This is a genomic window from Rhizohabitans arisaemae (assembly GCF_025996515.1).
GTDB classification, from domain to species: domain Bacteria; phylum Actinomycetota; class Actinomycetes; order Streptosporangiales; family Streptosporangiaceae; genus Rhizohabitans; species Rhizohabitans arisaemae.
Window position 1 is genome coordinate 1 of the sequence record NZ_BLRH01000035.1, and the last position, 26,474, is coordinate 26,474.

Sequence of the window (26,474 nt, forward strand, 5' to 3'; positions counted from 1 at the left end):
CCGGCGCGGCCGGCGTCGTGGGGGCGGGGGCGGTTCGGCGTCGCAGCGGGATGACGAGTTCGAGGACGTGCCTGCCATCCGGGCCGTCCAGAACAGCCCCGGCTGAGGGGTGGCCGCCGGGGAGTTCGGTGACGGCGGTGATGCCGCGGCGGAAGTAGCGGCGCAGGAGCTGACGGTCGGTGTCCTCGCGCAGGTCCAGGGGCAGGTGCCGGTCGGTGTCCTCGATGACGACCATCTCCGGCGGGGTCGGGACGGTCGCCGCCTGCCAAGTGGCGAGAGCGGGCTCCCATCGGGAGGGGTCGCGGGCGGCGCCCGTCAGGGTGGCGGGCAGCCGCCACCGGGCGGGCGAGAGGATCGTCTGCCGGTAGGTGACGCGCGGCTGGAACGGGACGCGGTGCATCGGATCCCAGGACCAGCCGTGCCAGGGACGGCAGCCGTGCGCCGACAGGCCGGCCAGCAGCCGGGCGGCGGGTGGCGTGTAGAGGGGGCCGATCCGGGACAGCAGGACGGGCAGGACCGGGCGGTCGTGCTGGGCCGACCACAGGACGAACCGCCCGCCGATCGAGGCCAGCTGGAGATCGTCCAGTTCGAGGTCTCCGGGCCGGGACGGCACGCCGACCGGTATCCGGGGGCCGGGTGCCCCGGACGCCGGGGCGATCCTGGCCAGCTGGGGCGTCCGAGGCCGCACCACGACCTCGGCCACCAACTCCGAACCTCCCCGCGCATCGACTGCGGTGGTCTTGGCGGGGAGCAGGCCGACGAACCGCCCTGCGGTCGACCCGGCTTCCTGGTTGCCGCCTCCGTAGAGCGCCAACGACAAGCCGCCCGCGGCACCGCCCTGCCCGGTCAGTACCCGTGCGTAGACCTCGGCGGTAGGTGGTGGCGGCAGGTCCGCCGGATGCCGGTCCAGCGCGGTGACGGCGGCCTCCGACAGCTCCACCTCGATCCGGCCGCTGGTGAGGGCCTCGCTGATCAAGTCAGCGAGGATCGCCGCACGGTCGATGCGCGCTGATCGGTCGAAGGCTTGCCCGTCGGGTTGGTCGTCGGGAGCGCCCAGGCCGACGGCAGGATCGACGACCTCGCATAGCGGTACGAACCGGTCGGGCCCGTACCGGTCCACAAAGCGCCGGTGGTATGCGGCGATCGGGTCGATGCCCTGGCTGATCCGCCACAAGACGCCAGCGGCCTCGGCCGCCTGCCGGGCCAGCGCCGCCGGGATCGTGATCCGCGCGTCGGCCGCGACATCCGCCGCCAGGGGCCGGGATACCTCGGCGATCTCGTCGCAGGTCCGCCGCGCCGCCGACAGGGCCGTGATCCGCTCCGGTGCTCCCGGCGGACAGCGGTCGGCCGCGCCCAAGTACCCGTGCAGCCGTTCCAACGGACGGCGCAGCGGCGACGCGGCCGGCAGCCGGTCGATCACGTGGGTGAGCGGGTCTTGGTGGTCGCTTTCGGGGAGCAGATCGATCAACAGGAACCCGCTGCGGACCAGCGCCAGGACGGTGCTGTGAATCACGTCAGCCGGGGCCTGCGGCCAGGATCGGGTGACCTCCACGGTGACGGTGTCGTAAGAGGCTCCCGATGCGCAGACCGACAAGATGAGCAGGGTGGCGGCGGTCGCGCGCACCGTCACCAACTGCGGGGCGGCGACGTCCGGGACGGCGTCCTGCTCACGCTCCAACCGGTCGCCGCGCCGCACGACGAGGTTGCTCGTCGTCAGCCTCAGCCCTTGCAGCACCCCGGGCTGCATCAGAGCCCGGCCGACGACTGCGGCGAGCCATTCGGGATGCGGGTACGTGCGGACCAGATGCGCGCCGCCCACCAGGAGCTCGCCGCCCCCATCGTCAACGGAAGCGAGCGCGACCCCGGCGAACACTCCGTGCGGCGTCGGCCGGAACCGGGCCCGGAGCTCATACGCCCGAAGGGTCGCCTGCATCCGGTCGTCGCGCCGGTCGCCGACCTCCACGGCTCGGGACGCCAGGAACATCCCCTCGGCCACGAGCCCGTCCGTGGGGCCGGGTCCCCCGGCACCGGTAGCCGGCAAGAGCGGGATCCGCGCGAGCAGCGGGATCCCGCTCATCGCCTCGAAAGGCTCGTCGAGCATTAGTCGTCGCAGCCGCTTCTGCAGCCCTTGCTGCAACCGACGCTCGGGCACGTCTTCGAGCATCCGTTGTCGGTGCAGTCGGTGGTGGTGTTCGCCGCCGTGATGTCGGGGACCGGCACCGCCCGCAGATCCAGGTCGAACAGGCCCGCGGTCAGGTCGTCCAGGACCGCAGCCGCGCTGTCTGCGGCCGCGGCGCCGCCATGGTCCAGGGTGATCACACTCATCTGTCACCTCTCTGTTTTCTGTACAGGCGGCCGGGAGCCGCCACGGAACTCTCTGCCGTCATGGAACGCGAATTCGGTGATCGGTCCACCCCCCGGGTTGGAGGAGCACGGGCTGCACACCCCCAGATTGGGGGGCCACAAACCGCCCCACGGCGGGCTACCGTCGATGTGTCCTGTGCCCTACGGAAGGAAGTACCGATGGCCCAGCGGTCCGTCCAGGACTTCGTGCGAGGCCTGCGGGATGACGCCCTCGCCCACGGAGACATCGCGACGGCCCTGGTCACCGCCTACCGGTTCACCCCGCTGGCCGCCTACCGGCACGCTCACGGTTACTCCCAATCCGGCGCGGCCATCGCCTTCAACCAGCGGTTCCCCGGCGCCGCCGTCACCGCCAAGAACATCTCCTACTGGGAGAACTGGGCCGACCCGGACGCCGCCCGCTCCCCGTCGGCCCGGCCGCCGTCCCTGGTCGACCTGCGGCGGCTGGCGCAGATGTACGGCTGCCTCATCGACGACCTTCTGCCCGGATCTCACGATCGTCGCCAGCGGGCCCGGCTCACCGTGCCCTACCCCGTACTGACCGAGCTGCTGGCCGACCTCCCAAAGCCCCCGCAACGAGCGACCGTAGAGGCCTGCGACACGGTCATGACCATCCAAGCCAACCTCGGCGAAGGGAAGATCACCTTGGAACTGTCCCGCCGCGAGTTCGCGGCCCTTATTGCGACCGGCGGTCTGGCCGCCCTCCTGCCCGACTCCCTCGCCGCCGCGGCCGACGCGGGCCCGGCCGAAATGTTCCGCACGAAGCTCATCTCCCACCAGGCCGGGCACCACCTCCTCACCCCCGCCCAGCACATCCGTTCCCTGGCCGCGATCCTCACCGAGATCGACCAGACCAGGCAGACCGCACGGCCACCGCTGGACATCGACCTGCTGCACGTCAAGGCTGAGGTCGCCGAGCATCTCAGCTGGCTCCACCGGGAACGAGGCGACCAGCCGATCAGCACCCGCTGGGCCGACCACGCCACCACCTGGGCGATCAGCAGCGGCGACCCCGACATGGCCGCCTACATGATCCTCCGTCGAGCCTCCACAGCCCTCGACCACGGCGACGACGACTTGGCCCGAACCCTCGCCACCCAGTCCCGCACCATCTGGACGCTCCCGCCCGCGCTGGACGCCGTCGCACGCCTCTACCAGGCCCGCGCCTCAGCGATCACCGGCGTCGTCGACACCGGCCTGCTCGACACCGCCGACGAACTCCTCGCCCACGCTCCCAGAACAGGCCCCAGCTACTTGCGGTTCTACAACCGCGGCTGGGGAGACCTGCAGCGCGCCACCTGCTACACCGCCGGGGGCCGCCCCGGCACCGCCATCACCATCCTCAATGCCCGCCTCACCGGCCTCCCCAGCACCCACCACCGCGACCGAGCGATCCACCACACCCGCATCGGCACCGCGCACGCCGCCACCGGCACCGCCGACGCCGCCGCCATCGCCGCGATCGCCGGCCTAACCGAAGCCCAACGCGCCGGATCGCAACACGCTCTCGCGGAACTAAAGACCCTCAACGGCCTGCTCGTCGCCCGCTGGCCAGACCAACCCAAGGTCCGTGAGTTCGCCGAGGCACTGGCCACGGCGTAAACGAAGCGCCCGTTCCGGACGTGCTGATCTTGAAGGGCTCCCTACTCCCCGAACAGGGGTCTGGTCATGCCGAGTCGGTCACGGAAGAATCTGACGCGCTCGCCGAAGCTCATCGGCGCGGGCTTATTGCCTTCGTTCATAGGCCCTGCCCTTTCCTGACGATCTTCCAACCTCAGGCTAAGACGTGGCGCTCGCCTCGTGGAAGGCGAACCTCGACCCGGCGACGTCGTCAAAGGCTTCGTCTTCGACATGCCCTCGGTCTTCGAGGACTTCGTCACGGTCGCCCTGCGGGAAGCCCTCGCCGGCAGCGGCGGACGCTGCTCCGTACAGGACACCATGTACCTCTCGTGTGGTTACGCTGTGCGATTCCCCTGTTGCGGAGGCGTATTGGTGGGGGCATATTCAAATGTGGGCTCAGCCGATTTCGGTTCGGCTGTCACGACTCAACTCCGATGGTGTAACGATGTTGTCGCCATGGAGTCGCCTTGTTGCATTCTGGAAATATGAGACGGTGTTTTGGAATCGTCCTGGCGGTCATGGTCATCATGGGGGCCGCTGGCTGCACTGTTCCACCGGCCGGTTATACGGGGCTGAGCGTCGACGATATGGGGCGCCCTATTATCGTTTTAGCGTGGTGCGACGGTTTCGCTCCCGATGGCGTCACTGTTTATCATGATGAAAAGGTGGCAGCCACGGACGGTTCCTCTCCGTACCCATCTACGACAAGTAAAGCAGATGCGAGATTCACCGCGCCGACGCTCGATGGGCAGACTGCTTCGTTCCGTCTTGACATCTCGTCCAACGGATGGGATCTGGACTCGAATCCACCTGTCTTTAAGCCTGGAGTAACTTACTCGGCGTACGGCTGGACGTACGATAATTCCACAAGTACTGCTCATGTCGAATTCAAAGTGGAAGACATCGGCAAACTCCGGCCGGGGTCGGTCATGGCGCCGGGTGGTGCGGTCGTCTCACAAGAAGAGTTCGATCAGATGGGCAGGGAATCGTCCTACTGTTCCGAGAAATCGCCCGGCTGATGAACCGACCGTTGCGGCGTGCCGTGCCCGCGGCGACACCTGTCGCGCGGCTGGTCACGCTGTCCGCATCCGCCGTCAGCTCGTCCGGAGGGGTTCTTGGGCCGGTTGTCTTGGGTACGGCTGTGCGCTCCGCCGAGCCGGCGTGTACGGCAGGAGGCTGACGTCCGTAGGCTGAGTACCGCCCGTGACGGACAGGAGGCTGAGATGGCCGAGACGACGCCGACGATGGCTGAGGTGATGGCCGAGCTGGCCGAGCTGGAGGATCCGAAGGCGCGCGAGGTGAACGAGCGACACGGTGACGATCACGGTGTGAACCTCGGCAAGCTGCGCGCCCTCGCGAAACGGCTGAAGACGCAGCAGGAGCTCGCGCGCCGGCTCTGGGAGACGGATGACACCGCGGCGAGACTGCTTGCGCTCCTGATCTGCCGTCCGAAGGCGTTCGGGCGTGACGAGCTGGACGTGATGGTGCGCGAGACGCGCGCACCCAAGGTGCACGACTGGCTCGTGAACTACGTGGTGAAGAAGAGCCCGCACTCCGAAGACCTGCGCCTGTCCTGGTCGGCCGATCCGGATCCGGTGGTCGCGAGCGCCAGCTGGGCGCTGACCACCGAACGCGTGGCGAAGAGACCCGAGGGCCTCGACCTCGCGGGACTGCTCGACGTCGTCGAGGCGGAGATGAAAGACGCCCCGGATCGCCTGCAGTGGGCGATGAACCATTGCCTGGCGCAGATCGGGATCGAGCACGCCGAACACCGCGTCCGCGCGATCGACATCGGTGAGCGCCTGGAGGTGCTCAAGGACTACCCGACTTCCCCGGGCTGCACGTCGCCGTTCGCGCCCATCTGGATCACCGAGATGGTGCGCCGACAGCACGGTTAAGCCGTCGGCTCTCTCAGTGGAGCCGGCTCGAAACCCTCGCCGACGCGGTACATCCGCAAGTACGCGGCGCGAGGGCGGACCGCGGCCCGCCGCGAGTCCGGCACCTCGCGGTCCGGGCCTGTCGGCTCGACTGCCCGCCCCGGCACCTTCACGGATACCCGTGCGCCCCTCGACACCTGGTTGAGAGCACCGCGTGAACCCGTTTGCGCGGACAGAGGTGATCTTCGAGACGACCTGTGACCGATGGCTAGGTCACGATCACCGGGAGCAGGATGAGGTAGAGGAGGAGAAGGAACACGGATTCAGCCCGGCTGAGGCGTTTGCCGCGTGCCAGCAGCGCCCAGGTGAAGCCGCTGATCCCGACCATCGCCAAGATGACGAGCGGGCTCAACGGGGGCCCGGTTTCGGCGGTGAAGGCGATGATCATGCCCCCGGCGAGGCTGTTGACGAGGTTGCTGCCGAGCAGGTTGCCCACCATGAGGTCGCCGTCGCCGCGGCGCTGCGCCTGGATGGAGGTGACCAGCTCGGGCAGCGAGGTGCCGAGCGCGACCAGGGTGAAGCCCACCACCTCCGCCGAGACGCCGAGCCGGACGGCCATTTCGGCGGCGTTGTCCACCAGCAACTGCGCACCCAGCACGGTCCCGCCGAGTCCAAGCAGGACCCGGAGGCATTCGACGGCCAGACGAGGCTGCCCGGCGACGTTCAGGTAGTCGACGGTTTCGGCCGCGACGACGTCACGGGGGGCGGCGCGGGCGAACCGCAGCAGCAGGATGACCGACCCGATCAGGCCCAGTGTCAGCACGACGGAGCCGGTTCGCCACAGGCCGTACATCAGGATCACGCCGAAGATCGCCACGGCCGCGACCGACAGCGGCGCCTCGCGCCGCAGGATGGTGGAGCGTACGACGAGCGGCGCGATGAGCCCGGCCACGCCGAGGATCAGGGTCAGGTTGAGGATGTTCGAACCCACCAGGCTGGCCGCGGCCAGCTCGGTCTCGTCCCGGACGCTTGCTGTGCCGGCGACCACCAGTTCCGGCGCGCTGGTGCCGAAGCCGATCACGACCACACCCACCACGACCGGCTGAATGCCGAGCCGTTCGGCCAGCCTGCCGGAGCCGAGCACCAGGTGATCGGCGGCGAGTGCGAGCAGCACGAGGCCGAAAACGCTCAGGACGGCAAGCAGCACCAATGGTCAGACTCCGATCAGGTCGCGATGGCGGAAAGCGGCCACTCCGGCTCCGGCGAGCACCAGGGCGAGCGCGGTGAGCCAGATCAGCGGGCCGGCGTCGAGTTCTCCTCCGGGTGCCTGCGGCAGATGGGCGTAGGGGGAGAGGCCCTGTATTCCTTCCGGCAGCTGGAGCACCTCACCCAGCTGGCCCAGGAGGGCGAAGGCGACGAGTGCGGTCCAGGCGAGTGCGGTCAGCCGGGGGAGCAGGCCGTACAGCAGCATGGCCAGCCCGGCCGTCACCCATACGGCGGGTAGTTGCACCCAGGCCGCAACGGCTGGCCGGACCATCTCGCCGGGCTCGCCGGTGCGGATGCCGTGGGCCAGGCCGACGGCGAGGCCGCCTGCGGTGAGGATCGCCGTGGCGCCGACGAGGGCCGCCAGCAGGTGGGCGGAGGCCCATCGGAGGCGTGGCACGACTGAGCTCAGGACGTGCTCGGCGCGGAGCGCGGCCTCCTCGACCTGGAGCCGGAGCACGGCCTGGATGGCGAACCCGCCCGCGACCAGGCCCATCATGCCCAGCACGGTGGCCAGGAAGGTGTCGATCAGCGTGTTCTCCCCGCCCATCCGGTCCAGGATGGCGGCGAGTTGCGGGTTGTCCCGCAGGATCTGCCCCGCGCTCAGCGCCAGGGATCCGAACAGCGCGCCCATGACGGCGAACCCGGTGGCCCAACCCAGGACGCCGCCACGGTGCAGGCGCCAGGCGAGACCCAGGGGGCTGCTCAGGTACGGCGGGGCGTCGGCCGGTCCACGCCGGGGCGGAAAGGCACCGGCGCCGTGGTCTCGCCGCCCGGCCAGTGTCGCGGCGACGGTGACCAACGCCAGCCCGGTCAGGGCGGCCAGGCCGGGAACCCACCACTGCTCGCCGGCGAAGGCGCGCACACGCTGCGCCCAGCCCAGCGGTGAAGCCCACGACAGCGCGTCGACGCCGGCGGCGTCACCCCCGGCGCGAAGCAGGAAGGCCAGGCCCAGCACCGACACCGCCAGCCCGTTGGCAGTACGGGCGTGCTCGGTCAGCTGCGCGGTGATCGCGGCGATGCCGGCGAAGATCCAGCCGGTGCCGGCGATGGCCAGCCCGAAGGCGAGCGCACCCTGGACGGGCAGGCCCTGTCCGGCCAGGGAGGCGGTGAGCAGCAGCGCGACAAGCAGATTCGTGCCGCCTGCGACGGTGAGCGCGGCTGCGGGGAAGGCATATCGCCCTACCGCGCACGCGCCGACCAGCTCGGCCCGTCCGCTCTCCTCTTCGGCGCGAGTGTGCCGGGTGACCAGCAGCAGGCTCATCAACGCGGTCAGGACGGCGGTGATCGTGGTGGTGCGCCAGGCGGTCAGCCCGCCCACCGAGGCCGGATCGTAGACCGGGCCGGTGATCGCCTGCAGGGCGGGGGTGGAGCCGATCGTCAGGCCCAGGGCGAGGCGCTGCCCCATGTCGGGGTAGAGCTCGGCGATCGCGGCGGCGGTGCCTGCCACGGCGCCCACGATGACCAGCATCCAGGCCGGAAGCAGCAGCCGGTCGCGGCGCAGCGCCAGCCGTACCAGCATCATCGTGCCGGTCATGGGGAAACCTGGTAGTGGCGTAGGAACAGCTCCTCCAGGGTGGCGGGCCGGCAGGTCAGAGTACGCACGCCCGCGGCTGTGAGCAGCGGCAGGATCTCGCGGAGCCGGTCGGGCTCGACTTCGAAGGCGATCCGGGAGCCGTCGACGGCCAGGTGGTGCACACCGGGCAGGTTCTCGGGAACGTGGTCGAGTTCGGCGGTGACGGTGGTCCTGGTGAGGTGCCGGAGCTGGGCCAGGGTGCCGCTCTCCACGACGCGGCCGGCGCGGATGATGCTCACCCGGTCGCACAGCGCTTCGACCTCGGACAGGATGTGGCTGGACAGCAGGACGGTACGGCCGCTGCCGCTTTCCTCCGCGATGCACGCGCGGAAGACGGCCTCCATGAGCGGGTCAAGCCCGGCGGTCGGCTCGTCGAGCAGCAGCAGCTCGACGTCGGAGGCGAGGGCGGCGATCAGGGCGACCTTCTGGCGGTTGCCTTTGGAGTAGGCGCGGCCCTTCTTGGTCGGGTCGAGGGCGAAGCGCTCCAGCAGGTCCTGCTTGCGCTGCCGATCGAGGCCGCCGCGCAGCCGGCCAAGCAGGTCGATGGCCTCACCGCCGGAGATTGTGGGCCACAGGACGACGTCGCCGGGCACGTAGGCGAGGCGTCTGTGCAGCTCGACGGAGTCGTGCCAGGGGTGGCCGCCGAGGAGTTCGGCGTGGCCGGAGTCGGCGCGCAGCAGGCCGAGCAGGATCCGCAGGGTGGTGCTCTTGCCCGCGCCGTTGGGACCGAGAAAGCCATGCACCTCGCCCGTTCGCACGGTCAGGTCGAGGCCGTCCAGGGCACGGACGGCGCCGAAGGTCTTGGTGAGGCCGCTGATGAGGATGGCAGGGCTGCCCTGCATGGGCGCCTCCCTGGGGTCGGTCCGATACGACGTTGCCGACCAGGCTTCCCGGCGCTCCATCAATGACGTTAACAGCGGCCGATCCGCTGCGCCATAAGGTTTTTGACGCCGTTCACACAGCGGGAGGTGGGGTGGTTTCCAGCGCCAGGTGGGGCTCCCGTCGGGGGGAGATCGCTTTGCTCCGGAGTACGGCGGACATCGGGCGGATCATCGGCACGACGAAGAGATAGGCAGCCGGGAAGGTGGAGCGGGCGCCGTCCCTTTCCCCAGGCTGACAGCTCCGTTCGTGCTCATCTGGATCGCCGAGATGGCGTGCCGACAGCACGGTCAAGCCGCCGACTCCGTTCGGACCAGTACTGCCCGTGCTGGGCGAGCCGTACGGCTGACGGGTTGATCTCCTGTCTGATCAGGGGATTGTCGTCGAAAGCCATAGGCGGATGTGTGGGGACCATGGTTGGCCTGACACGAGAAGTGACGCAGGTCATACTGAGTGTATGCGTGCCCCCAAACGCCGTCGTCCCCTGCTGCGTAGCATCGTTGCTCCTCCCGAGGGAGTGTCACTGGACGAAATCGCAGAGAAAGTCGCCTACGTCGGCAGCGGTGAGCACAAGTCGTACCCGTCATTCGCCGGGCACCCGAGATTGCGGGCGGATGCCAGCAAGTGTGACCCCAAGTTCACAGATCCGGAGGAGATCACCGGCTGGTTGCGGAAGACCATCGCGAATGGGAACATCGGCGCGCCGTGGGAAGGAGGGTTTCCTCGGTATGCCTGGCATCGGCAGGATGATGTGATCTATGAGGCTCGGCTGGTGAACCGGGAGCTGGGCCAGTACAAGGGGTATCCGCTCGAACGGAGTGAGTGGCCGGAGAGGCTCAATGAAGCCGGCGAGGATGGCGACCGATGACGATGGTTCCGGAGTTGGGGATTCGCTGGGAGTGGGAGGCCGCGCCGTCGGTCAGGGCTCCCGAGCATCGAGCCACCTGGGCGCGGATCGAGATCGGCGTCGGTGCCGACCACATCACCCTGGTCGAGGACCGCGAGTCCGGCAGTTCCCGTCGCTCGATTTACTGTCCCCTCTATCCGCTCGCGGAGTGGATCGCCTATAACTGGTGGGCTTTGCGAGCCGATGCCAGACCTGCCCGGAGTCTTCATCTCCGCGGTTCCGATCGGCGGGAGTTCTCGCGGTTCAGGCGGCACTCCGTGCGTTGCAGCGGGGACGGGTTTCTGTGGCCCGACCTGTTGATCATCCCCGAAGGGGATCGGAAGCGTCTGATTTGGCAGCGTGATCGGGCTCCGCATCCGGGACGGCCGATCAGGTTTCTGGCGGACGGTGAGGCTCTTGTAGACGGCGTGTCCGTTGAGCGTGAACTCGGCCATCTTGTTTCTGCGGTTCTGGTCCGACTCGCGGAGCAGGGCATCACCGGTACTGCGCTGGAGCAGGAGTGGGCGGGAATCCAGCAGGCGACCCCTGAGGAGGTTGAGTTCTGCCTGGCGGCCGCACGCCTGGGGCTTGATCCTTACTCCGAGGCGGAGCCGTATGAGAAGTCCATTCTCCGGGCCGCCGGTGAGTTGCCGGGGAATCTGCTCGGAGATTTCCTGGACGCGGTTGAGCCGTCCCGGATCAGCCAGGCACTGGAATGGATCAATGCGGCTCGGGTCGAGATCGGACGTACCTCCGGGGCGAGGGCGGGCCAGGAGTTACGAAGCGAGCTTCGACCCCTTCGCCTCCCCCTAGGAGATCGGCTATGGGAGAAGGGCTGGGGTCAGGCGCGGGCCGTACGCAAGATGCTCGATCTTGCCGATCGTGAGGTGTTCGACCTCTCTTCGTATATGGAGAGTGCGGATCGCCCTTCCGCCGATCGGGGGCTCCAGGCTATTGGGGGAGCCGGGACTGCCGGACCGCTGGCACTCGTCGAGCCTGGCCGGACACCTGGTTCCCGGCGCTTCACTCTCTCTCGTGCACTTTGGCACTATCTCTGGAGTTCTGATCCGGTTTTCCTGGTGACGACCGCTCATACGGATCGGCAGAAGATCGAGCGGGCTTTCGCCGCCGAGTTGCTGGCACCTGCTCAGGGCATCAGTGAGCTGTTGGGCGAAGTCCTGGAGACGGCGACCCAGGATGATCTCGACGGGGTTGCCGCGCACTTCCAGGTGTCCCCAATGCTGATCAAGCATCAACTGGAGAACCAGCTCCTGGCCGCCTGAGCCGGGAGCGCTAATCACTTCCGGATCTGGTGGACGGGGTGGCACGGGCCGAGGCCGTCGACGTTGAAGCGGGGGACTGGCTGGCGACCGGGATCTTGCATGGGGCGGGAAGGAGCATGCTCCTTACGCCCGGACCGGCACTTGCACTCCGGCTCGCCGACGGCAGCGACTACTTGCTCTCCTGCCGGGACCCGGCGACGGCGGCCGGATTGATCAACAGCATGCGCGACCGCCAAGCCGCTTAACCCATCACAGTTCATCGGATTTCGGACTCAACGTTTTGCGGGCTTCGAAGCGTCATAGAGGTAGGCGGCTGAGCAGCGCTATCCGGATTGCCATGTCTCACCGCCAGTAGACCGGGTCGCCCAGTCCAGCCCGTGGACTGGGCGGCTTGGCCTTTGACCTGGAAATGGTGGTACGCGGGCGGACACCACGCCTGAAACCCCAGGCGTTCTGAAGGAAGTGCCTGACGCGAGGCGCGGTCCGGAGTGGCCGACCCGGGGAGTTCTCGATCAACGCGGACGGCACCGGCTTCGCGTCGGTTGACGGTTGCCGGGTACGGGCGCCGCGCCACCCTGGCCGCAGGCCGTACCGCACTAAAAGGATCAGCCGCGGCGGATACGCCGACCGGTGATCTCGGTGGTCGCGATCCTCAGGTACAGCTCGCGGGGACCGCCCGCCCAGGGCTGGACCCCGGATGCCGCCGCGGCGGCCCGCTCGTCGGGTGAGACGTGGTGGACGCCGCCCCGGACGAGCACGCTCCAGCCTTCCCTGGTCGTCTCGTCGATCCGGTCCACCTGGAACGCGATCTTGAATTCGGCGCCGTCCATGCCGGTGCGCAGCGGTTCGTCGAGCGGGCCGCCGATCGCGGTCCGGATGATGATCGCACCGTTGTGCAGCATGTAGTTGACCGGCAGGACCGCAGGCCCCGCGGGCTCGTTGAAGGCGACCCTGCCGATGCCGCCCGGCGCGATCAGCCGCAGGCATTCGTCGGGCTCCAGCTTCTCCAGGCGGCCGCCCGGGGTGTCGCGGAGGAGTTCCTCGACGCCCATGTTGAGGGCGACGGCCAGCTTGTGCACGACGTCGATCGCCGGAGCGCCGCCGGTCTCCTCCAGATGGTCCAGGTAGCCGGGGTCGAGCCCGGCCCGGGCGGCGAGTTGCTCGCGGCTGAGGGACAGCTCCTCACGCCGTGCGGCCACCCGGCGCCCCAGGTCACCCGAGACTTTCACACGTTCGGTCATCGCCGTCTCCTTGTCCCCGGACTGCGGGCGTGTCGCCTCTGCTTCCATTCCACTGCGGAAGCCCCTCCGGGACACGGGCCGGAAGTCCTCCCTCGCCGGGCCCTTGGCCCTTCGGACCCTGCGACCATCGCGGATCCGGTACGGCGCCACGGCGCGGCTTCAGGCTCAGTCCGGGGCCGCCCCGTGGCGCCGCCGCCGTCGCGCAAGGCCTGCGGTCAGCGCCACGAGCGCCGTGACCAGCGCGATCGTGTAGGCGGTCGACTTGATTGCGTTGACGCCGCCGAGCAGGACGGCGAGTCCGTCGAGGCGGACGGGATGGCTGATCAGCAGGACTGCGACTCCGATGTCCTCCAGGTAGTTCAGCGCGGCCCCGGCGAGCGGCACGGTCGCGGCGAGGGCGCGCAGCCGGAGTGGCCGCGCGATGCCGTACGTCAGGCTCAGGGTGGTGAAGGCCGTCATGGCCAGGACCAGCGGCACGTCGAGCAGCAGGATGAGCAGGTGGTTGAGCCGCCCGTCGGGTCCGTAGGCGGTCAGCCAGGAGTGTGCGATCTCGGCCGAGTAGCCGCCCGGGGCGGGTTCGAGGAAGCTGCGGGCGCCGAGCAGGTTGAGGATGCCGGCTCCGGTCGCATCGTGGAAGGCGGTGGTGGCCGCGTTCATCGCCCCCAGCAGGGCGATCAGGGCGAGGAACGTCGTGCCGACGGTACGGCCGTCGGCGCGGCGCTCCAGGAAGGCGATCACTTTCGCACCGCGGCGATCGCCGCCTCTTCGATGATCCGGTCGTGTTCGGTGTCGTGGAGCAGGTCGAGCGCGTCTTGGCGGGACATGACGGACACGATGATCGGGCGGAGGACACAGCCCATCAGGATCGCGGCGAGCAGGTTCGGCCGCCCGTCGCGGATCACACCCGCCCGCTGCCCGTCCGTGATCAACCCCTCGACGATCTCGATGGGGTACCGGGTGCCCTCGGGCAGCCGGGGAAGGAACGAGCCGGTGCTCAGCAGGGTGAAGACGATCGCGTCGGGCTGGTCCCGGTAGGCGCGGAGGATCTCCCGTACGGTTGCCGCGACCCTGTCCAGCGGCGCGCGGTCTGCGGAGGCGACGGCGGTGAGCCGCCGTACGTGCTGCTCGGTGTGGTGGGTGAACAGCTCCTGCGCGATCGCCTCTTTGGAGGGGTAGTGCCGGTAGAGGGCGGATTCCGCCACTCCGGCGCGTTCGGCGATGTGTTTGACCCGGGTGGCGTCGTAGCCGAGTTCGGCGAAACACGACAGCGCGGCGGCGAGTATCCCGGGCTTCTGACTGACCCGCGGCATCGATCCTCCAATGTGGCATCATTGAAAGTGAATATTCACACACATTAGATGCCGACGCAAGCCGGGTGGCACCTCCCGATGAGGTGCCACACCGGGGCTATCGCCGGTACTCAACCTCCAGGAAACCGGAAGGCGGTGGATGGATGACGGAACGCCGGGTCACGGCGGGGGACTTGGCTGAGACGGTGCCGTCACACGCAGGTGTCCACCTGCCACGGGGTGCAGGAAGGACGTTCGCCCCCGCCGGACAGGAACTCCTTGACGGCCTGGCAGGCCAGATCAAGGGGGATGCCGGAGTTTGGGGGAAACTCCATCCCTTCGCCGAAGTAGAGGTACGTGGAGGTGCCCGATTGGTTCTCCGGGTACCCGTCGCTTGCCCAGTTTCCGTTTGTATCGGCATATTTCACGGCGCCTAGCCGCGCCTCGCCGTCCACCGCCAGGTAAAACTGATGATCGGGGAATCCGGTTTCGGGATCTACCCGTTCCGCGATGCACAGTGCCGCGACGCCATGTGATTCGGGGAGCTTCACGAGCTTGGCTATGAGGGCGTCCACATCCTCAGGCGTGCATAGTATCTCGGGCCCATTGCGATGGCTCGACGAGTAGTACGCCTCGATGTGAAAGGTCATGACTGTTCTTTCTCTTCTTCCTTGCCGATGAAGACCTGCGAATGCTGCCACTTGCCGTTCTTGTCCCGCCAGTGAATGATCACCCTCTGATTCGGCCCGAGTAGCCAGGGCAGAACGTTGACACAGCCGTAACGAGACCCACACGGACCGTCTTCATTGTTGATGATCAGGTGGGCTTCTTCGACATTCTGGTTCTCGAAGAGCCAGTAGGCGATCTTCTGCTCCGCGTGATGCGCGAGCGCGGATTTGGCGTGGCCGAGACCGGGGATGCGCTTGCGCAAGCGCTCGTTGATCTTCTTGATCCTATCCGTGTCGTCGCTCTGCCCACTTATCGCGCGACGGAGAAGCTTCTTCTTCGCGTCCACGGCGATCCCTGCGGTGGCGGTGCCCTCGCGGGGAGGGAGCCCAAGCGTCGCCGCCAGCATATCCAGATCAGCATCGGAAAAATGCGTGGTAAGGGCGTCCTGCTCCGCCTGCAAGGCTTTGGCGATGGCCGGGATCTCGGCTTCGACCGCGGCACTGGCGTAACCGGCGGACTCCGCCTCGACACGGTGGCGGCGATTGGTAGGAGCGTTGTACCGGACGCTGCAGGAGACCTCGACTCTACCGTTGGCCGGTATCGTCACCCGTTTCGTGCACGAGCCGACGAAGATTCTGTTCAGGCGGAAATTGACGACGACGTTCGCCGCGATTTTTCCGATTTTTACATGGGGGCTGTCCACTGCAACCCGCGTGCTGATCGTTACAGTCACGGTGCAGCCGAAGTTGTTGCAGTTTGACAGCCTGGAGCCGCCTTCAAGGGAGAATCTGACGCTGGAGTCGATTGCATCCTTGAGCTTGGAGACCTCGAGATTGAGATATCTGAGATGGGTGCGGGCATCGTCATCGGACACCGCGTTGACGTCGATGACCAGACCGAAGAGAGCCGGGTCCCCGGCCGGTCTGAAGAGGCCGGCGACGGCCGAATAGACTGTGCCGACGGCGTATGTCCTGGCGCCCGGCAGACCGGTGTCCCCGGACGGGGATTCGATCCGGACAACGCGGTACGGCGCGGCCGTCGTCACATACACGGCACTGAAGGGAGTGACGACCTTCCGTACCTCAATGCCGTTGATCTTCTTCGTCGGATCGGTCGACGGTCGTCCAAAACGTCCGACCCATTTGGCCAGGTCGGGCGGGGCAAGCATTTCGGTGAGTCCGAAACCTGGGGCTCCGAGTGAGACCTTGACCCAGCGCTTGCCGTACTCCTTGCTCAAACTCGCCGGTGCGCCGTTCTGGCGCCAGTAGGCCGGTTTGGCTTTCAGGAAGGTGTGCTTACCGACGGTGAGAAGCCGGATCTTATGGCCGTCCAGGGTCAGGGTTCCTGATGCCGACCCTTTCGAGGTCACCTTGACGTCGAGGCCTGTTTTCTGGCCGCCAAAGGAAATGGTGCCGACATAGTGCGCTGCGGGAAGCCCGGACAGCTCGGCGACCGCGTCGGCGAGCTGAGCCGATTCGAGGGGCCTTCCCTGCCGGAGAAGGTCCGAAAGACGACCGATCCCGCTCAGGACCAAGGCGAACACGACGAGCAGGCCGATCAGTGCGACCGCCGCTCCACCGATCAGGATGCGACGCCGACGGCCCGGACGGTGTACGGGCGGAGGCGCCGTCAACGGAGGCGCTGTCGACGGCGGGGGCAGATCGGTGACAGGCGGACCTTGAGGCGGTGGCGGACCACCGGGGAACGCAGCCGGTGACGTCTCCGGGGGCGGAGGCGTGTCACCTGGTGTTTCGTTGATGGGTGGGTCCATGTCAGGCATGGGCGCTCAGGTCTCGGACTCCCACCGGCGCTGCTTCCAGGCGCTCCGGCGGTCCCGGACGGGGAGCTTCGAACCATCTATCCGGCTGTCGGAGATACCGAGGTTGAGGCCGGAGAAAGCTGTCTTCATGCCACCGATTATTGCGACTGCCAGTATATTTCTCATATATAAATTTGAGCGGTGGCTATCGGATTTCCGTGATGCCCACCGGCATGGGCGTTGCCGGTGACAAGGGAAATCGGTGATTCGCCGAATTCGGCCCGTCCGAAAACCCGGAGGATTCTGAGCTCAATCCGGGATATCGGCGGGTGCGCCGGGTGGTGGACGCGCCGATATCGATGGCGGCCATGACCTCAGAATGGTCGGCTGGCAGGAATCGACCCGTAGACAAGTGTGGCACCTCGCGGGGAGGTGCCACGTCGCCGGTAGCCGATCTCTGGGAAGCCCGAGGACGGCCGTCCACGCTGTGGTCAGGTGCGGCTTGAGCGGAGGGCTTTGAGGATCTTCAAGGTCCCGGTCGCGAGGTGCTCCCGGTACTCGGCGGACTCCATGGGGCAGAGCGCGATCTTGCCTTCGGCGTTGAAGACGAGGCCCCAGCCGTGCTTCTTGGGCAGCGGTGAGGAGCGCAGGCAGGCTTGCGGTTTGCTGAAGAACTTCGCCCGGAGTGCGGCGATCTCCTCGTCGGAGGCCTCCGGCAGCTCATGCCGCTTGAACCAGGTGTCGAACAGCACGTCTTCCTGGGTGTGGACGAACGGCCGGCCGGCGAGCATCTCGTACTGGAGAACGGCGACGGTCTTCTTGGCCCCACGGTCCTTGGGGGCGACGCCCTCCTTCACCGGACAGTCGTCGGCCACCGCGATGAACGTTCGGTAATAGTTCATGTCCATGGGGAAGGTCTCCTACCAAGCGGTCTGTCAACTTCTCCACGCGCCCCGGAATCCTACCCAGATTCGACCGTTTCCCCAGAAACTTCTTTGCGGGTATCTCACCCCCGCCTTTGGCGGCGGAACCATCGGCGGATGCGCTGCCGCAGAGCGGTCTCCGCTTCTCCCCGGCAGGAGGCGGGCCACCTCGTTACGCCCGTGAACGGGGTGGCCCGGCTGGGAACGCGTGGCGTCAGGACATCGCGCGGGCGATGAGTTTCCGGATCGTGTCGGCGGTGCCCTCGTCGATGTCGGCCACCGCATAGGTGGTGGGCCAGAAGTTCCCGTCGTCGAGGTTGGCGGTGTCGTTGAACCCGAGGCTCGTGTAACGCGTCCCGTCCTTGTCGGCGGTGCGGAAGAAGCACAGGAACTTGCCCTTGTAGGCGTAGGCGGGAGCGCCGTACCAGAGCCGCGGCGCCAGGTCCGCCGACGCGGACGTGATGACCTCGTGCGACCAGGTGGCGATGCGGCGGTCTTCGTCGGAGAGCGCCGCGATCGCGTTCAGCACGTCTTGCGCGTCGGCGGCCGCCTTGTTCTTCGCGGTCGAGCGCTTGGCTTCCTTCTTGAGTTCGGCGGAGCGTTCGCGCATCGCGGTGCGTTCGCGGTCGGTGAAGCCGTCGTTGCCGGCCATTGTTCGTCCTTTCCTCAGAGCTCTGTCGGTTGTGGTCAATGGGTCACGGCCCAGGCGATGGAGTCGGGGTCGGTGAACACGTCACCGGTGCTCGCCCCCTCCGCACGCCGGTCCGGGTGTTGCGCCCGGGCGGTTTCGGTGAGGCGGCGTGCCGCTTCGGGGGTGTCCTGGCGGGAGACGAGGGTGATCCCGCCGTCGGCGGTCGTCGTGTCCGCCAGCACACCGCCGACATCCCTGGCCAGCGCTTTGCGGGGCATGAGCCCGAGGCGGAAGGCCGGCGCCCGGAAGGCGAAGTCGACGAACTTGGATCCGTAGTCGCGGTCGACGGTGAATCCGAGCCCCTCGTAGAAGCGGCGTGAGGCGGCGACGTCGGTCACTCCGAGCAGGAGCACGATCTCTGTGGGCAGGGGCGGCGACGAGGCCGTGGCGGTGTCCTTCTTCTTCGGTGCGGAGACCTTCCAGATCGTGCCGTCCGGGCTTCGGAACGATCCGGCGAACCCGCCGAAGAACCCCTTCTTCGGCGGACGGAGGACTTCGGCACCGGCCGCGGCTGCGGCGTCGACGATCTGAGTGACGTCCGAGGGCTGGGCCACCACGTAGTTGACCACGACGAGCCCCGCCGCCTCGCGCGGGGATCGGCCGGTGGTCGCGAGTGATCCCGCCCCGTGAAGCTCAAGTGCCGCACCGGGTGACGCCGCAGGAAGCCTGAACACGGACGTGTAGAAGGCTCTCGCCTTCTCCGGGTCGGTGACGTGCACGTCGATCCGATCGAGGGTGACAGACATGATGGGTTCCTTCCCTGGGCTCGACTAGGACCGCTGGTTGATACGGATCGTGTTGCCCGCGGGGTCTCGGACGGCGCAGTCGCGCACGCCGTAGTCCTGGTCCATGGGTTCCTGCATGATCTCGACGTTGGCCGCTTCCAGCTTTTCGAACAGCGCGTCCAGGTCGTCGCTGCTCAGGGTGAGCGTGGCGTAGTTCCCCTTGACCATCAGCTCCAGGATCGTTTCGCGTTCCTGACCGGTCAGCGTGGGGTCCGCGGCGGGCGGGGAGAGGACGATCGACACGGCGGGCTGGTCGGGCGGTCCGACCGTGATCCACCGCATGTCTTCGTAGCCGACGTCGTTTCGGACCTCGAATCCGAGCAGATCCCGGTAGAAGGTCAGCGAGTCGTCAGGATCAAGGTGGGGCAGGAATGTCGAGTGGATGAACAGGCTCATGGCTGCGAGCCTAGAAAGCACCCCCCACCGGGCGCTTATCGATTCCTGACCGGTCGTGAAACCCGCTTGGCCACACAGGGTGGGATCCCGGACAGACTCCCTGCGGCGGCCGCTTTGTACTCCGAGGGGCTCATCCCCACCAGTTCCTTGAACCGGTTGCTGAACGTGCCGAGCGATCCGCATCCGACCTCGAAGCACACATCCGTCACGGACATGTCCCCTCGGCGCAGCAGCGTCATCGCACGCTCGATGCGCCGGGTCATCAGGTAGCTGTACACCGGCTCGCCGTACGCGGCCCGGAACTCCCGGCTCAACCGCCCCGCCGACATGTGCACACCGCGGGCGAGCTCTTCGACGTTCAACGGTTTCGCGTACTCACGGTCAATCCGATCACGCACCCGGCGAATCCACACCAACTGTGAAAATCGATCACTGACAGTCACACCGCCAGTATCGCACCACCACCGCAGTGGCCTCTCCACGGCATCGTCGCAGGACACAGCCGGTACGGCCTGCGGCGCCACACGCCGTACCCGCCTGTCCGTATGGTCGCGCAGTGTGAGGTGCCGCAGCGTCCGGCCAGGGCTATCGGCGGTAGCCGACCTCCGGGAAGTCCGGGGACGGCCCGTCCAGCAGCGGCACCTTCCTCCCGCGCAGGTGCAGGTCGAAGAAGGCGGGGACGTATGCCCGCTGGAAGGCCAGCGCCCGAGCGGCCGGGATCGTGCCGACCACCTCCTCCAGCTGCTGCTTGGTCAGCCCCAGCGCCTTCGCCGCCATCGGGATCAGCAGGACGTCGTCGCCGAAGGAGTTGTGCGCGGCCCCCTTCAGGGTGAGGTTGAGCCGCCAGCCGCGTAGGCCGTCCCAGAACTTCCGCAAGACGGGATTGGTGGCCATGCCGCCTTTGCCGGGGGTGTCGACCACCAGGTAAGGCCGGTCAAGTCCGGACACGCCCACCTCGCCGAAGATCGCGCCGTCGAGCCCGAGACCGGCTTTGATCCGCTTGTCCTCATGCATCGTGGAGGAGGTCGCCGCACCGCCCAGTGAATGGCCGAACATACCGATCCGATCTAGCTGGAAGACGCGTTCCTTGTCCAGTTTGGGCAACTGATCCATGACGAACCGGACATCGGCCACGCGTACGGTGACCGCTTTGGCGAAGTCCGTCACCTCCGGGCCGCGCTCCACCCGGCCGCCGGGAAACTCCACCACCGAGGCGTCGTAGGTGTGGTCGACGGTGACCACCACATAGCCGTGGCTCGCCAGCTCCTGAGCCAGGCCGGTGCCGTAAGCGCGGGAGGCGTTGGCGCCGGGCGAGTACAGGATGACCGGCAGCTTGCCGAGGTGCTTGGCGATCGGGGCCCCCAGATGCCCGGCGGTCCTGTCCATCAGGATCGCCCCCGGCTCCAGCCCGTTCTCGCTCTGGTAGCGGTCGGCCGCGGCCTTGGGCATCCAGGGGGCGACCTCGTGGCCCTTCACCTCCTGCGCCGGGTACCAGAGACTGATCATCAGCTCGCGTTTGGCGCCGTCGTTCTTCCACGGATCCGGGCGAGCCTGATCCACCAGGTGTACCGAGACCGTGCCCACCGGGTGCTTGCCCGACGGCGACGGCACGGTGAGCCGTTGACCGGCGGTGGATTCGGGCCCGCCGCATGCGCCGGCCAGCAGGAGCATCAGAGACATGAGTGTTCGCTTCATGTCCTTCACCGTGTCGGGGGAAACCGTGCCCGGCCTCAGGCTCAAGAACGGACTTGACGTCAACCCAGGACGGTACGGCCTCAGGCCCGGCCTTGTGGTCGTGAGCCGGTTACCCGCCCGGCGGCGCTCCCGGTGCCGGCATACCAGCCCAGGACGGTACGTCGGCCTCGTCCGGGGGGATGAGTGCCGCCCGGGGATGATGTCCTCCAGGGCGATTCGCGACGTGAAAGGCGCGGATACCGTGAAGCCATGTCCGATCGGCGCCCCTTGATCGCCCGACGGCTGCGTCCGGGCCACTGGGTGGCGCTGGACGCCGCCGCGGCCGTACTCCTCGGCATCGGGTTTTCCGCGGTGGCCGCGCGCGGCGGCATTCTGGCGATCTTGCTGGCGTTGGCCGGATGGCTGCCGCTCGCGGTTAGACGACTTCAGCCCTGGCCGGTGTTCTGGTGGGTTCTGGCCGCCTCGGCGGCCACCGGGCTGACCGGCGAGCCCGCCTGGTTCCTGCCGGTGGCCATGGCCCTCCACGCCGTCGCCCTGCTGCAACCCCGCCGACGGGCCGTCACCGCCCTCCTGGCCTGCCTCGCGGCCGCGCCGGCCGTCGTCGTCCCGATTGCCGGATCGGCCTGGGGAGACGCGTTGTCGTCGGCCGTCTTCGCCGGGCTTGTCATGGGCCTGACCTGGACGGCGGGTACGGCTGTGCGGGAACAGCGCGCCCACGCCGCCCGCGCGATCAGGCAGTCGGCACGCGAAGCCGTCACCCAGGAGCGGTTGCGCATCGCCAGAGAACTGCACGACGTCGTCACCCACAGCATGAGCGTGATCACGGTCACCGCGGGCGTCGCCAACCATCTGGCCGACTCCCACCCCGGCGAAACCCGTAAGGCCCTGACCCTCATCGAAGAGATCGGCAACACCGCGCTCACCGACATGCGGAACATGCTCGGCCTGCTCCGCCGTACCGCCGACCAGGACGGACACGAGCCCATGCCGGGCCTGGCCGACGTACCGGCGCTCGCCGAGCGGGCGGAGGCGGCCGGGGTGACGGTGGAGACGGACGTCGACCCGGGGCTGACGGTGTCCGGGGCGATCGGGGTGGCGGTCTACCGGATCGTGCAGGAGGCGCTGACCAACGTGATCAAACATGTCGGGCCGACCCGCTGCCGGGTCGCCGTCCTGTCCGGAGAACCCGGGGAGGTCCGGGTGACGGTACGCGACGACGGGCCGCACCGGCCCGCGCCGTCGTCGCGGACACCGGGCCACGGGCTGATCGGCATGCGGGAACGGGCCGCTCTGCACGGCGGCCGGTTCTCGGCCGGACCGCGACCCGAGGGCGGCTTCCTGATCGAAGCCACGCTGCGTACCCGCGATGGGTGAGTCCACGTACACCGTGCTGGTCGCCGACGATCAGCCGCTGCTGCGCGCCGCGTTCCGGCTCCTCATCGACAGCACCCCCGACCTGAAGGTGGTCGGCGAAGCGGGCACCGGCCGCGAAACGATCGAGCTGGCGGCCCGGCTGCGACCCGACCTCGTGCTGATGGACGTCCGCATGCCCGACCTGGACGGCCTCGAGGCCACCAGGCGGATCCGCGCCGACCCCTCCACCGCGGAGGTGAAGATCGTGGTGCTGACCACCTTCGACGTGGACGAGTACGTGTACGCCGCGCTCCGCGCGGGGGCCGCCGGGTTCCTGCTCAAGAACACCCACCCCGCGGACCTGCTCGGCGCCCTGCGGGTGGTGGCGGGCGGGGAGGCGCTCCTCGCGCCCAGCGTGACCAAACGGCTCATCGAGGAGTTCGCCCGGCGGTTCGCCGGCGACCCCGGCGCCCCCGGAGCCGACCTCAGCCAGGTCACCGACCGCCAGCGGCAGGTGCTGCTGCTCATCGCCCGCGGGCTGACCAACCCGGAGATCGCCGAACGGCTCGGCGTGAGCATCGCCACGGTCAAGACCCACATCCGCGGCCTGCTCGCCAAACTCGACGCCCACGACCGCGCCCAGCTCGTGATCGCCGCCTACGAGAGCGGCCTTGTACGGCCGGACCCGGCGAGCCCGCCTCACCCCTGAGCGGCCGAGGCGTAGCGTTCCGCGAGGGCGCGTAGGTGGGCGCGGAGTTCGGGTGGGTGCAGGACGGTGAAGGGGATACCGAGGCTGCCCAGGAATCCGGCGAGGTCGTGGAGGGAGTCCGCGCCGGTTTCCAGGAGGCAGCTGTCCTCGTCGACGAGCTGCAGCAGGCCGGCGGCGGGGGTGAGCCGTTCGGCGACCTTCTCGACGGGGGCGTGCAACCGTACCCGGGCCGGATGGTTCCAGGCGGTGGAGCCCGTTCCCCGCAGGACGTGTACGGCGGCGTCGCCCTCCGGCGGCTCCCGAGGGGTGAAGCGGGGGCCGCCGGGGGTGCGGGGGGTGATGCGGTCGGCGCGGAAGGTGCGCCAGTCGTCGCGTTCCACGTCCCAGGCGAGGAGATACCAGCGCCGTCCGGTGTGCACCAGGCGGTGCGGCTCCACCTCCCGGATACTGGGGGAGTCGTCGTGGCCGCGGTAGTCGAAGCGCAGCCGCCGACGATCGCGGATGGCGGCGGCGACGACCGTCAGGGTGTCGACGTCGACGGTGGGGACACGGCCGGTGGCCGAGACGGTGGCGGCGTGCACGGCTTCGATCCGGTGGCGCAGGCGTGAAGGGATCATCCGCTGGAGTTTGGCGAGCGCGCGAAGCGAGGTCTCCTCGATCCCGGTGACGGTGCCGCCGGCCGCGGTGCTCAGGCTGACCGCGACCGCAACCGCCTCCTCGTCGTCCAGGAGCAGCGGGGGGAGGGCGGCGCCGGCCCCGAGGCGGTATCCGCCCGCCGCTCCCGGCGTCGAGTGGATCTGATAGCCGAGGATGCGCAGTCGCTCGATGTCGTTGCGCACGGTCCTGGTGGTGACGTCGAGCCGCTCGGCCAGCTCGGCTCCGGGCCAGTCGGGTCGTGCCTGGAGCAGTGACAGGAGCCGGAGCAGCCGGACCGAGGTTTCCAACATTCTTTCAGTCTGCCGGATACTGCGGAATCACACGTTCCTCAATGCCGCCTAGCGTTGCCGGCATACCCCATGGAGGAGAGGAACGACCATGTTGCGAGGACTGACCACGACCAGCTTCTGGGCCGACGACCTGGAGGCGGCCAAGGAGTGGTACACCGAGCTGCTGGGCCTTGAGCCGTACTTCGTCCGGTCGGGACCGGATGGCCGCATCGCCTACATCGAGTTCCGGCTCGGCGACTACCAGCATGAACTGGGCATCATCCAGAGCGGCTACGCGCCGCACGGGCCGATCGGCGAGCCCGGCGGGGCCGTCGTCTACTGGCACGTCGACGACGTCGCCGCCTCCTACGACCGGCTGCTCGCGATGGGCGCCAAGGAGCACCAGCAGATCATCCAGCGCGAAGCCGGCTTCGTCACCGCCTCCGTCGTCGACCCGTTCGGGAACATCCTGGGCGTCATGTACAACCCGCACTACCTGGAGATTCTCCAGTCCATGCAGGGATGACCGCGCCCGCGGAGCCGTACTGTGCCGATGAGAGCCGGTACGGCCCGCGGGCGTTCATCCTCAGGAAACCTGCGCCGGTCCGTCAGGGGACGGGCGCACAGGTTCGCCGGGACGATCGGCCGCTGATTGTCGGTGTGGCTGCTTAGGCCGCGGTCTTCAGTGACTTGCCGGTGATGTAGAAGTTCATGTCCATGAAGTCGAACGTGATGGCGTAAGGCTTGAAGAAGGCATGGGTGAAGTTGGCGATGGTCTCAAACCTGAATCGATCGTCCATCAGCAGCGGGCCCGCGATGGAGTAGAGGTCCCGGGCGACCGCATTCCCGAGGCTCACCTTGTCCGGGACGCAGGGAAAGACAGGGATCTTGTTGAACCATGCCGGGCGGTCGTAGTCCACCCTGATGCCCGCCCGCTTGGCCGTCTCCGCGTTCGTGACGACGCCTATGTTGCCGGCGCCACCGGTGTCGAGGGAGACCATTTTCGGCCCGAGATTGTTGAGGCTGCCCCGTGTGCACGGGAAGTGACCGTGGGCCAGCCACAGCGGCAGTTTCTCGGCGCCGGCCTGTTTCGCCTCGGCCTGGAAATCACTCAGATTCCTTCTGCTCTTCTGCCGCAGAACGAGTGCCCGCCCGGCGTAGTCCATCGTGGTGAGGAAGTGGTAGAAGATGGTGGTTCCGATGACGCCTGACGGTTGAGGATCGCCGAGTGCGGCAGGCATCTTGGCGTCGTGCCAGTGGACGGGGAGATTGCGCAATTCGATGTCGCCCATCCGGAACGAGTCAAGAACGCCGAAGTACATGGTGAACACCTGGCCGCCGGCCCGCGCCATGCCGGTGGACACATGCTCAAGACCGGCCTCCCGGGCAGTCTCCATCGAGAGGCTCAGCGTTCCCCCGGTGTCGAGGAGGAACTTCCTCGGATTGTTCCCGCTCACCGACGCTTCGACGAGGGGCAGGGGATCCAGGCCCTGGAACGGAATCCGCGTGCTTTGCGCCCCGTGCACCTGGTACGGCGTGCCGCGCACGCTGGCGAGCTGCGTGGCGTAGCCCTTGTTGCCTGCCCTTTCGAGGAAGGGCACGGCGCGGTCGAGCTTGTCCTGTCGGACGAGAGTATCCGCCAGTTGCGTGAGAGAGAACTTGTCATCCGGTGCCAGCTCGGTGGCTTTGGTCAGATATGTTTCGGCGTCCTGGAATCTGTTGGAGAGAAGGGCGATGTACCCGACCTGGGCGGCCGCATGCGCGTTGTCCGGGTTCGCGTGCAGCAATTTCCGGTAGCCGCGCTCGGCCTCGGTGAACCTGCCCTGCTTGAACAGCTGATCGGGGTCCCCAGTGGCGGCGAGCGCCGGGCTCAGGGTGGACCCCAGGAGGGGGAGAGCCGCCCCCGCGCCTGCGGCCAGGCCCGCTTGCCGCAGGAATGCGCGCCGGTCAGGGCTGTGAAGATCGTCGGAATGAGTCATTCTTCGTTTCCTCATGTCGTGGCTGAACGCACCGCCGAGTTGATCGGAGCGCACGGCTATTCGACTCGGGGACACGTTACATACGGATAAGTCGGCTCCCCTCTCCCACGGCCGAAACGCCTCAACCGCTATAGCCGCCTATCGGCGCAGCTCGCTCTGCCACGCGACGCTCGCGTCGGCCGAGGAATGTCGGTGGGCCTGCTTAGGCTGCCGGAGTGGGCGAGATCGTGTATCTGATCGGCGACGCGACGACTCCGGTGGGGGAGCCGCCGAAGGTGATCTGTCACGTGGCCAACGACATCGGTCGCTGG

Annotated in this window: 28 protein-coding genes and 1 pseudogene; 9 read left to right on the top strand and 20 right to left on the bottom strand. The window is 68.0% G+C overall.

All coding sequences use genetic code 11. The annotated features are described in order from the left end of the window. Positions 1-2,152 (bottom strand): lantibiotic dehydratase family protein (locus tag RUR_RS22205; protein WP_283137077.1); only part of this gene is annotated, 2,152 nt, incomplete at its 3' end. Then, positions 2,101-2,325, bottom strand: coding sequence for a hypothetical protein (locus RUR_RS22210; RefSeq protein ID WP_283137078.1), 225 nt, complete (start codon positions 2,323-2,325; stop codon positions 2,101-2,103). The genes RUR_RS22205 and RUR_RS22210, both read right to left, overlap by 52 nt. A gap of 198 nt (positions 2,326-2,523) precedes the next feature. Between RUR_RS22210 and RUR_RS22215 the strand changes: the two genes are divergently transcribed. The 3 genes from RUR_RS22215 to RUR_RS22225 all read left to right on the top strand — a co-directional run bounded on the left by RUR_RS22215 (position 2,524) and on the right by RUR_RS22225 (position 5,882). Continuing rightward, positions 2,524-3,966, top strand: a complete 1,443-nt coding sequence (locus tag RUR_RS22215) for an NsdA family TPR-like regulatory protein (RefSeq protein WP_283137079.1) — start codon at positions 2,524-2,526, stop codon at positions 3,964-3,966. Positions 3,967-4,502: 536 nt separating this feature from the next. Next, a complete protein-coding gene (locus tag RUR_RS22220) occupies positions 4,503-5,003 on the top strand; it encodes a hypothetical protein (RefSeq protein WP_283137080.1) in 501 nt (166 codons plus the stop codon). A gap of 204 nt (positions 5,004-5,207) precedes the next feature. Then, positions 5,208-5,882 carry a DNA alkylation repair protein gene (locus RUR_RS22225; RefSeq protein WP_283137081.1) on the top strand — a complete coding sequence of 225 codons (675 nt, stop codon included), beginning with the start codon at positions 5,208-5,210 and terminating at the stop codon, positions 5,880-5,882. A gap of 247 nt (positions 5,883-6,129) precedes the next feature. Here the strand turns inward: RUR_RS22225 and RUR_RS22230 are convergent, their stop codons facing one another. From RUR_RS22230 to RUR_RS36840, 4 genes and pseudogenes are all read right to left on the bottom strand, one after another. After that, positions 6,130-7,068 carry a sodium:calcium antiporter gene (locus RUR_RS22230; RefSeq protein WP_283137082.1) on the bottom strand — a complete coding sequence of 313 codons (939 nt, stop codon included), beginning with the start codon at positions 7,066-7,068 and terminating at the stop codon, positions 6,130-6,132. 6 nt (positions 7,069-7,074) lie between these two features. Beyond that, positions 7,075-8,661: an ABC transporter permease gene (locus RUR_RS22235; RefSeq protein ID WP_283137083.1), complete on the bottom strand. Its 1,587-nt coding sequence runs from the start codon at positions 8,659-8,661 to the stop codon at positions 7,075-7,077. Next, entirely contained in the window at positions 8,658-9,116 is a 459-nt protein-coding gene (locus RUR_RS36835; RefSeq protein ID WP_428847024.1) for an ATP-binding cassette domain-containing protein, read from the bottom strand. The genes RUR_RS22235 and RUR_RS36835 overlap by 4 nt, the downstream gene beginning before the upstream one ends. Positions 9,117-9,119: 3 nt before the next feature. Continuing rightward, positions 9,120-9,464: pseudogene (locus tag RUR_RS36840) on the bottom strand (ATP-binding cassette domain-containing protein); the annotation flags it as partial. 572 nt (positions 9,465-10,036) lie between these two features. Between RUR_RS36840 and RUR_RS22245 the strand changes: the two are divergent. From RUR_RS22245 to RUR_RS22255, 3 genes are read left to right on the top strand one after another with little or no spacing between them, the layout of a single operon-like run. Next, complete coding sequence (locus RUR_RS22245) at positions 10,037-10,447, top strand: hypothetical protein (protein WP_283137085.1); 411 nt, start codon at positions 10,037-10,039, stop codon at positions 10,445-10,447. Next, entirely contained in the window at positions 10,444-11,748 is a 1,305-nt protein-coding gene (locus RUR_RS22250) for an ImmA/IrrE family metallo-endopeptidase (RefSeq protein ID WP_283137086.1), read from the top strand. Before RUR_RS22245 ends, RUR_RS22250 begins: the two co-directional genes overlap by 4 nt. 38 nt (positions 11,749-11,786) lie before the next feature. Next, a complete protein-coding gene (locus RUR_RS22255; protein ID WP_283137087.1) occupies positions 11,787-11,993 on the top strand; it encodes a hypothetical protein in 207 nt (68 codons plus the stop codon). Between the two features lie 360 nt (positions 11,994-12,353). Here RUR_RS22255 and RUR_RS22260 read toward each other — a convergent pair whose 3' ends face one another. The 12 genes from RUR_RS22260 to RUR_RS22315 form a co-directional block, all read right to left on the bottom strand. Further along, on the bottom strand, positions 12,354-12,989 hold the full coding sequence (locus RUR_RS22260; RefSeq protein ID WP_283137088.1) for a pyridoxamine 5'-phosphate oxidase family protein: 636 nt from the start codon (positions 12,987-12,989) through the stop codon (positions 12,354-12,356). Between the two features lie 165 nt (positions 12,990-13,154). Further along, positions 13,155-13,727: a hypothetical protein gene (locus RUR_RS22265; RefSeq protein ID WP_283137089.1), complete on the bottom strand. Its 573-nt coding sequence runs from the start codon at positions 13,725-13,727 to the stop codon at positions 13,155-13,157. Then, positions 13,724-14,299 (bottom strand): TetR/AcrR family transcriptional regulator, encoded by a 576-nt coding sequence (locus tag RUR_RS22270; protein WP_283137090.1) that lies wholly within the window; start codon positions 14,297-14,299, stop codon positions 13,724-13,726. Before RUR_RS22270 ends, RUR_RS22265 begins: the two co-directional genes overlap by 4 nt. A 191-nt stretch (positions 14,300-14,490) precedes the next feature. Beyond that, entirely contained in the window at positions 14,491-14,928 is a 438-nt protein-coding gene (locus RUR_RS22275; protein ID WP_283137091.1) for an Imm1 family immunity protein, read from the bottom strand. Beyond that, positions 14,925-16,580 (bottom strand): DddA-like double-stranded DNA deaminase toxin, encoded by a 1,656-nt coding sequence (locus RUR_RS22280; protein ID WP_283137092.1) that lies wholly within the window; start codon positions 16,578-16,580, stop codon positions 14,925-14,927. Before RUR_RS22280 ends, RUR_RS22275 begins: the two co-directional genes overlap by 4 nt. 153 nt (positions 16,581-16,733) lie before the next feature. Then, positions 16,734-16,856, bottom strand: coding sequence for a hypothetical protein (locus tag RUR_RS22285; RefSeq protein WP_283137093.1), 123 nt, complete (start codon positions 16,854-16,856; stop codon positions 16,734-16,736). Between the two features lie 341 nt (positions 16,857-17,197). Beyond that, complete coding sequence (locus tag RUR_RS22290) at positions 17,198-17,614, bottom strand: DUF6157 family protein (protein WP_283137094.1); 417 nt, start codon at positions 17,612-17,614, stop codon at positions 17,198-17,200. A 229-nt stretch (positions 17,615-17,843) separates the two neighbouring features. After that, complete coding sequence (locus RUR_RS22295; protein WP_283137095.1) at positions 17,844-18,281, bottom strand: DUF1801 domain-containing protein; 438 nt, start codon at positions 18,279-18,281, stop codon at positions 17,844-17,846. Between the two features lie 35 nt (positions 18,282-18,316). Continuing rightward, complete coding sequence (locus RUR_RS22300) at positions 18,317-19,066, bottom strand: VOC family protein (RefSeq protein ID WP_283137096.1); 750 nt, start codon at positions 19,064-19,066, stop codon at positions 18,317-18,319. Positions 19,067-19,090: 24 nt separating this feature from the next. After that, entirely contained in the window at positions 19,091-19,501 is a 411-nt protein-coding gene (locus RUR_RS22305; RefSeq protein WP_283137097.1) for a VOC family protein, read from the bottom strand. Between the two features lie 35 nt (positions 19,502-19,536). Next, positions 19,537-19,899, bottom strand: a complete 363-nt coding sequence (locus RUR_RS22310) for a helix-turn-helix transcriptional regulator (RefSeq protein ID WP_428847016.1) — start codon at positions 19,897-19,899, stop codon at positions 19,537-19,539. A gap of 187 nt (positions 19,900-20,086) precedes the next feature. Further along, positions 20,087-21,196 (bottom strand): alpha/beta hydrolase family protein, encoded by a 1,110-nt coding sequence (locus tag RUR_RS22315; RefSeq protein ID WP_283137099.1) that lies wholly within the window; start codon positions 21,194-21,196, stop codon positions 20,087-20,089. Positions 21,197-21,445: 249 nt separating this feature from the next. Here RUR_RS22315 and RUR_RS22320 point away from each other — a divergent pair, with 249 nt between their 5' ends. Both RUR_RS22320 and RUR_RS22325 read left to right on the top strand, forming a co-directional pair. Next, positions 21,446-22,570, top strand: coding sequence for a sensor histidine kinase (locus RUR_RS22320; protein WP_283137100.1), 1,125 nt, complete (start codon positions 21,446-21,448; stop codon positions 22,568-22,570). Next, positions 22,563-23,258: a response regulator gene (locus RUR_RS22325; protein WP_283137101.1), complete on the top strand. Its 696-nt coding sequence runs from the start codon at positions 22,563-22,565 to the stop codon at positions 23,256-23,258. The genes RUR_RS22320 and RUR_RS22325 overlap by 8 nt, the downstream gene beginning before the upstream one ends. On the opposite strand, the gene RUR_RS22330 is transcribed toward RUR_RS22325, so the two are convergent. Continuing rightward, positions 23,249-24,205, bottom strand: coding sequence for a helix-turn-helix transcriptional regulator (locus tag RUR_RS22330; protein WP_283137102.1), 957 nt, complete (start codon positions 24,203-24,205; stop codon positions 23,249-23,251). The genes RUR_RS22325 and RUR_RS22330 overlap by 10 nt on opposite strands. Positions 24,206-24,293: 88 nt before the next feature. Between RUR_RS22330 and RUR_RS22335 the strand changes: the two genes are divergently transcribed. Then, complete coding sequence (locus tag RUR_RS22335; RefSeq protein ID WP_283137103.1) at positions 24,294-24,710, top strand: VOC family protein; 417 nt, start codon at positions 24,294-24,296, stop codon at positions 24,708-24,710. Between the two features lie 142 nt (positions 24,711-24,852). Here RUR_RS22335 and RUR_RS22340 read toward each other — a convergent pair whose 3' ends face one another. Next, the gene (locus RUR_RS22340; RefSeq protein ID WP_283137104.1) at positions 24,853-26,163 is read right to left on the bottom strand and encodes an aspartyl protease family protein; all 1,311 of its coding nucleotides are present in this window, start codon (positions 26,161-26,163) and stop codon (positions 24,853-24,855) included. Positions 26,164-26,474: the final 311 nt, after the last annotated feature.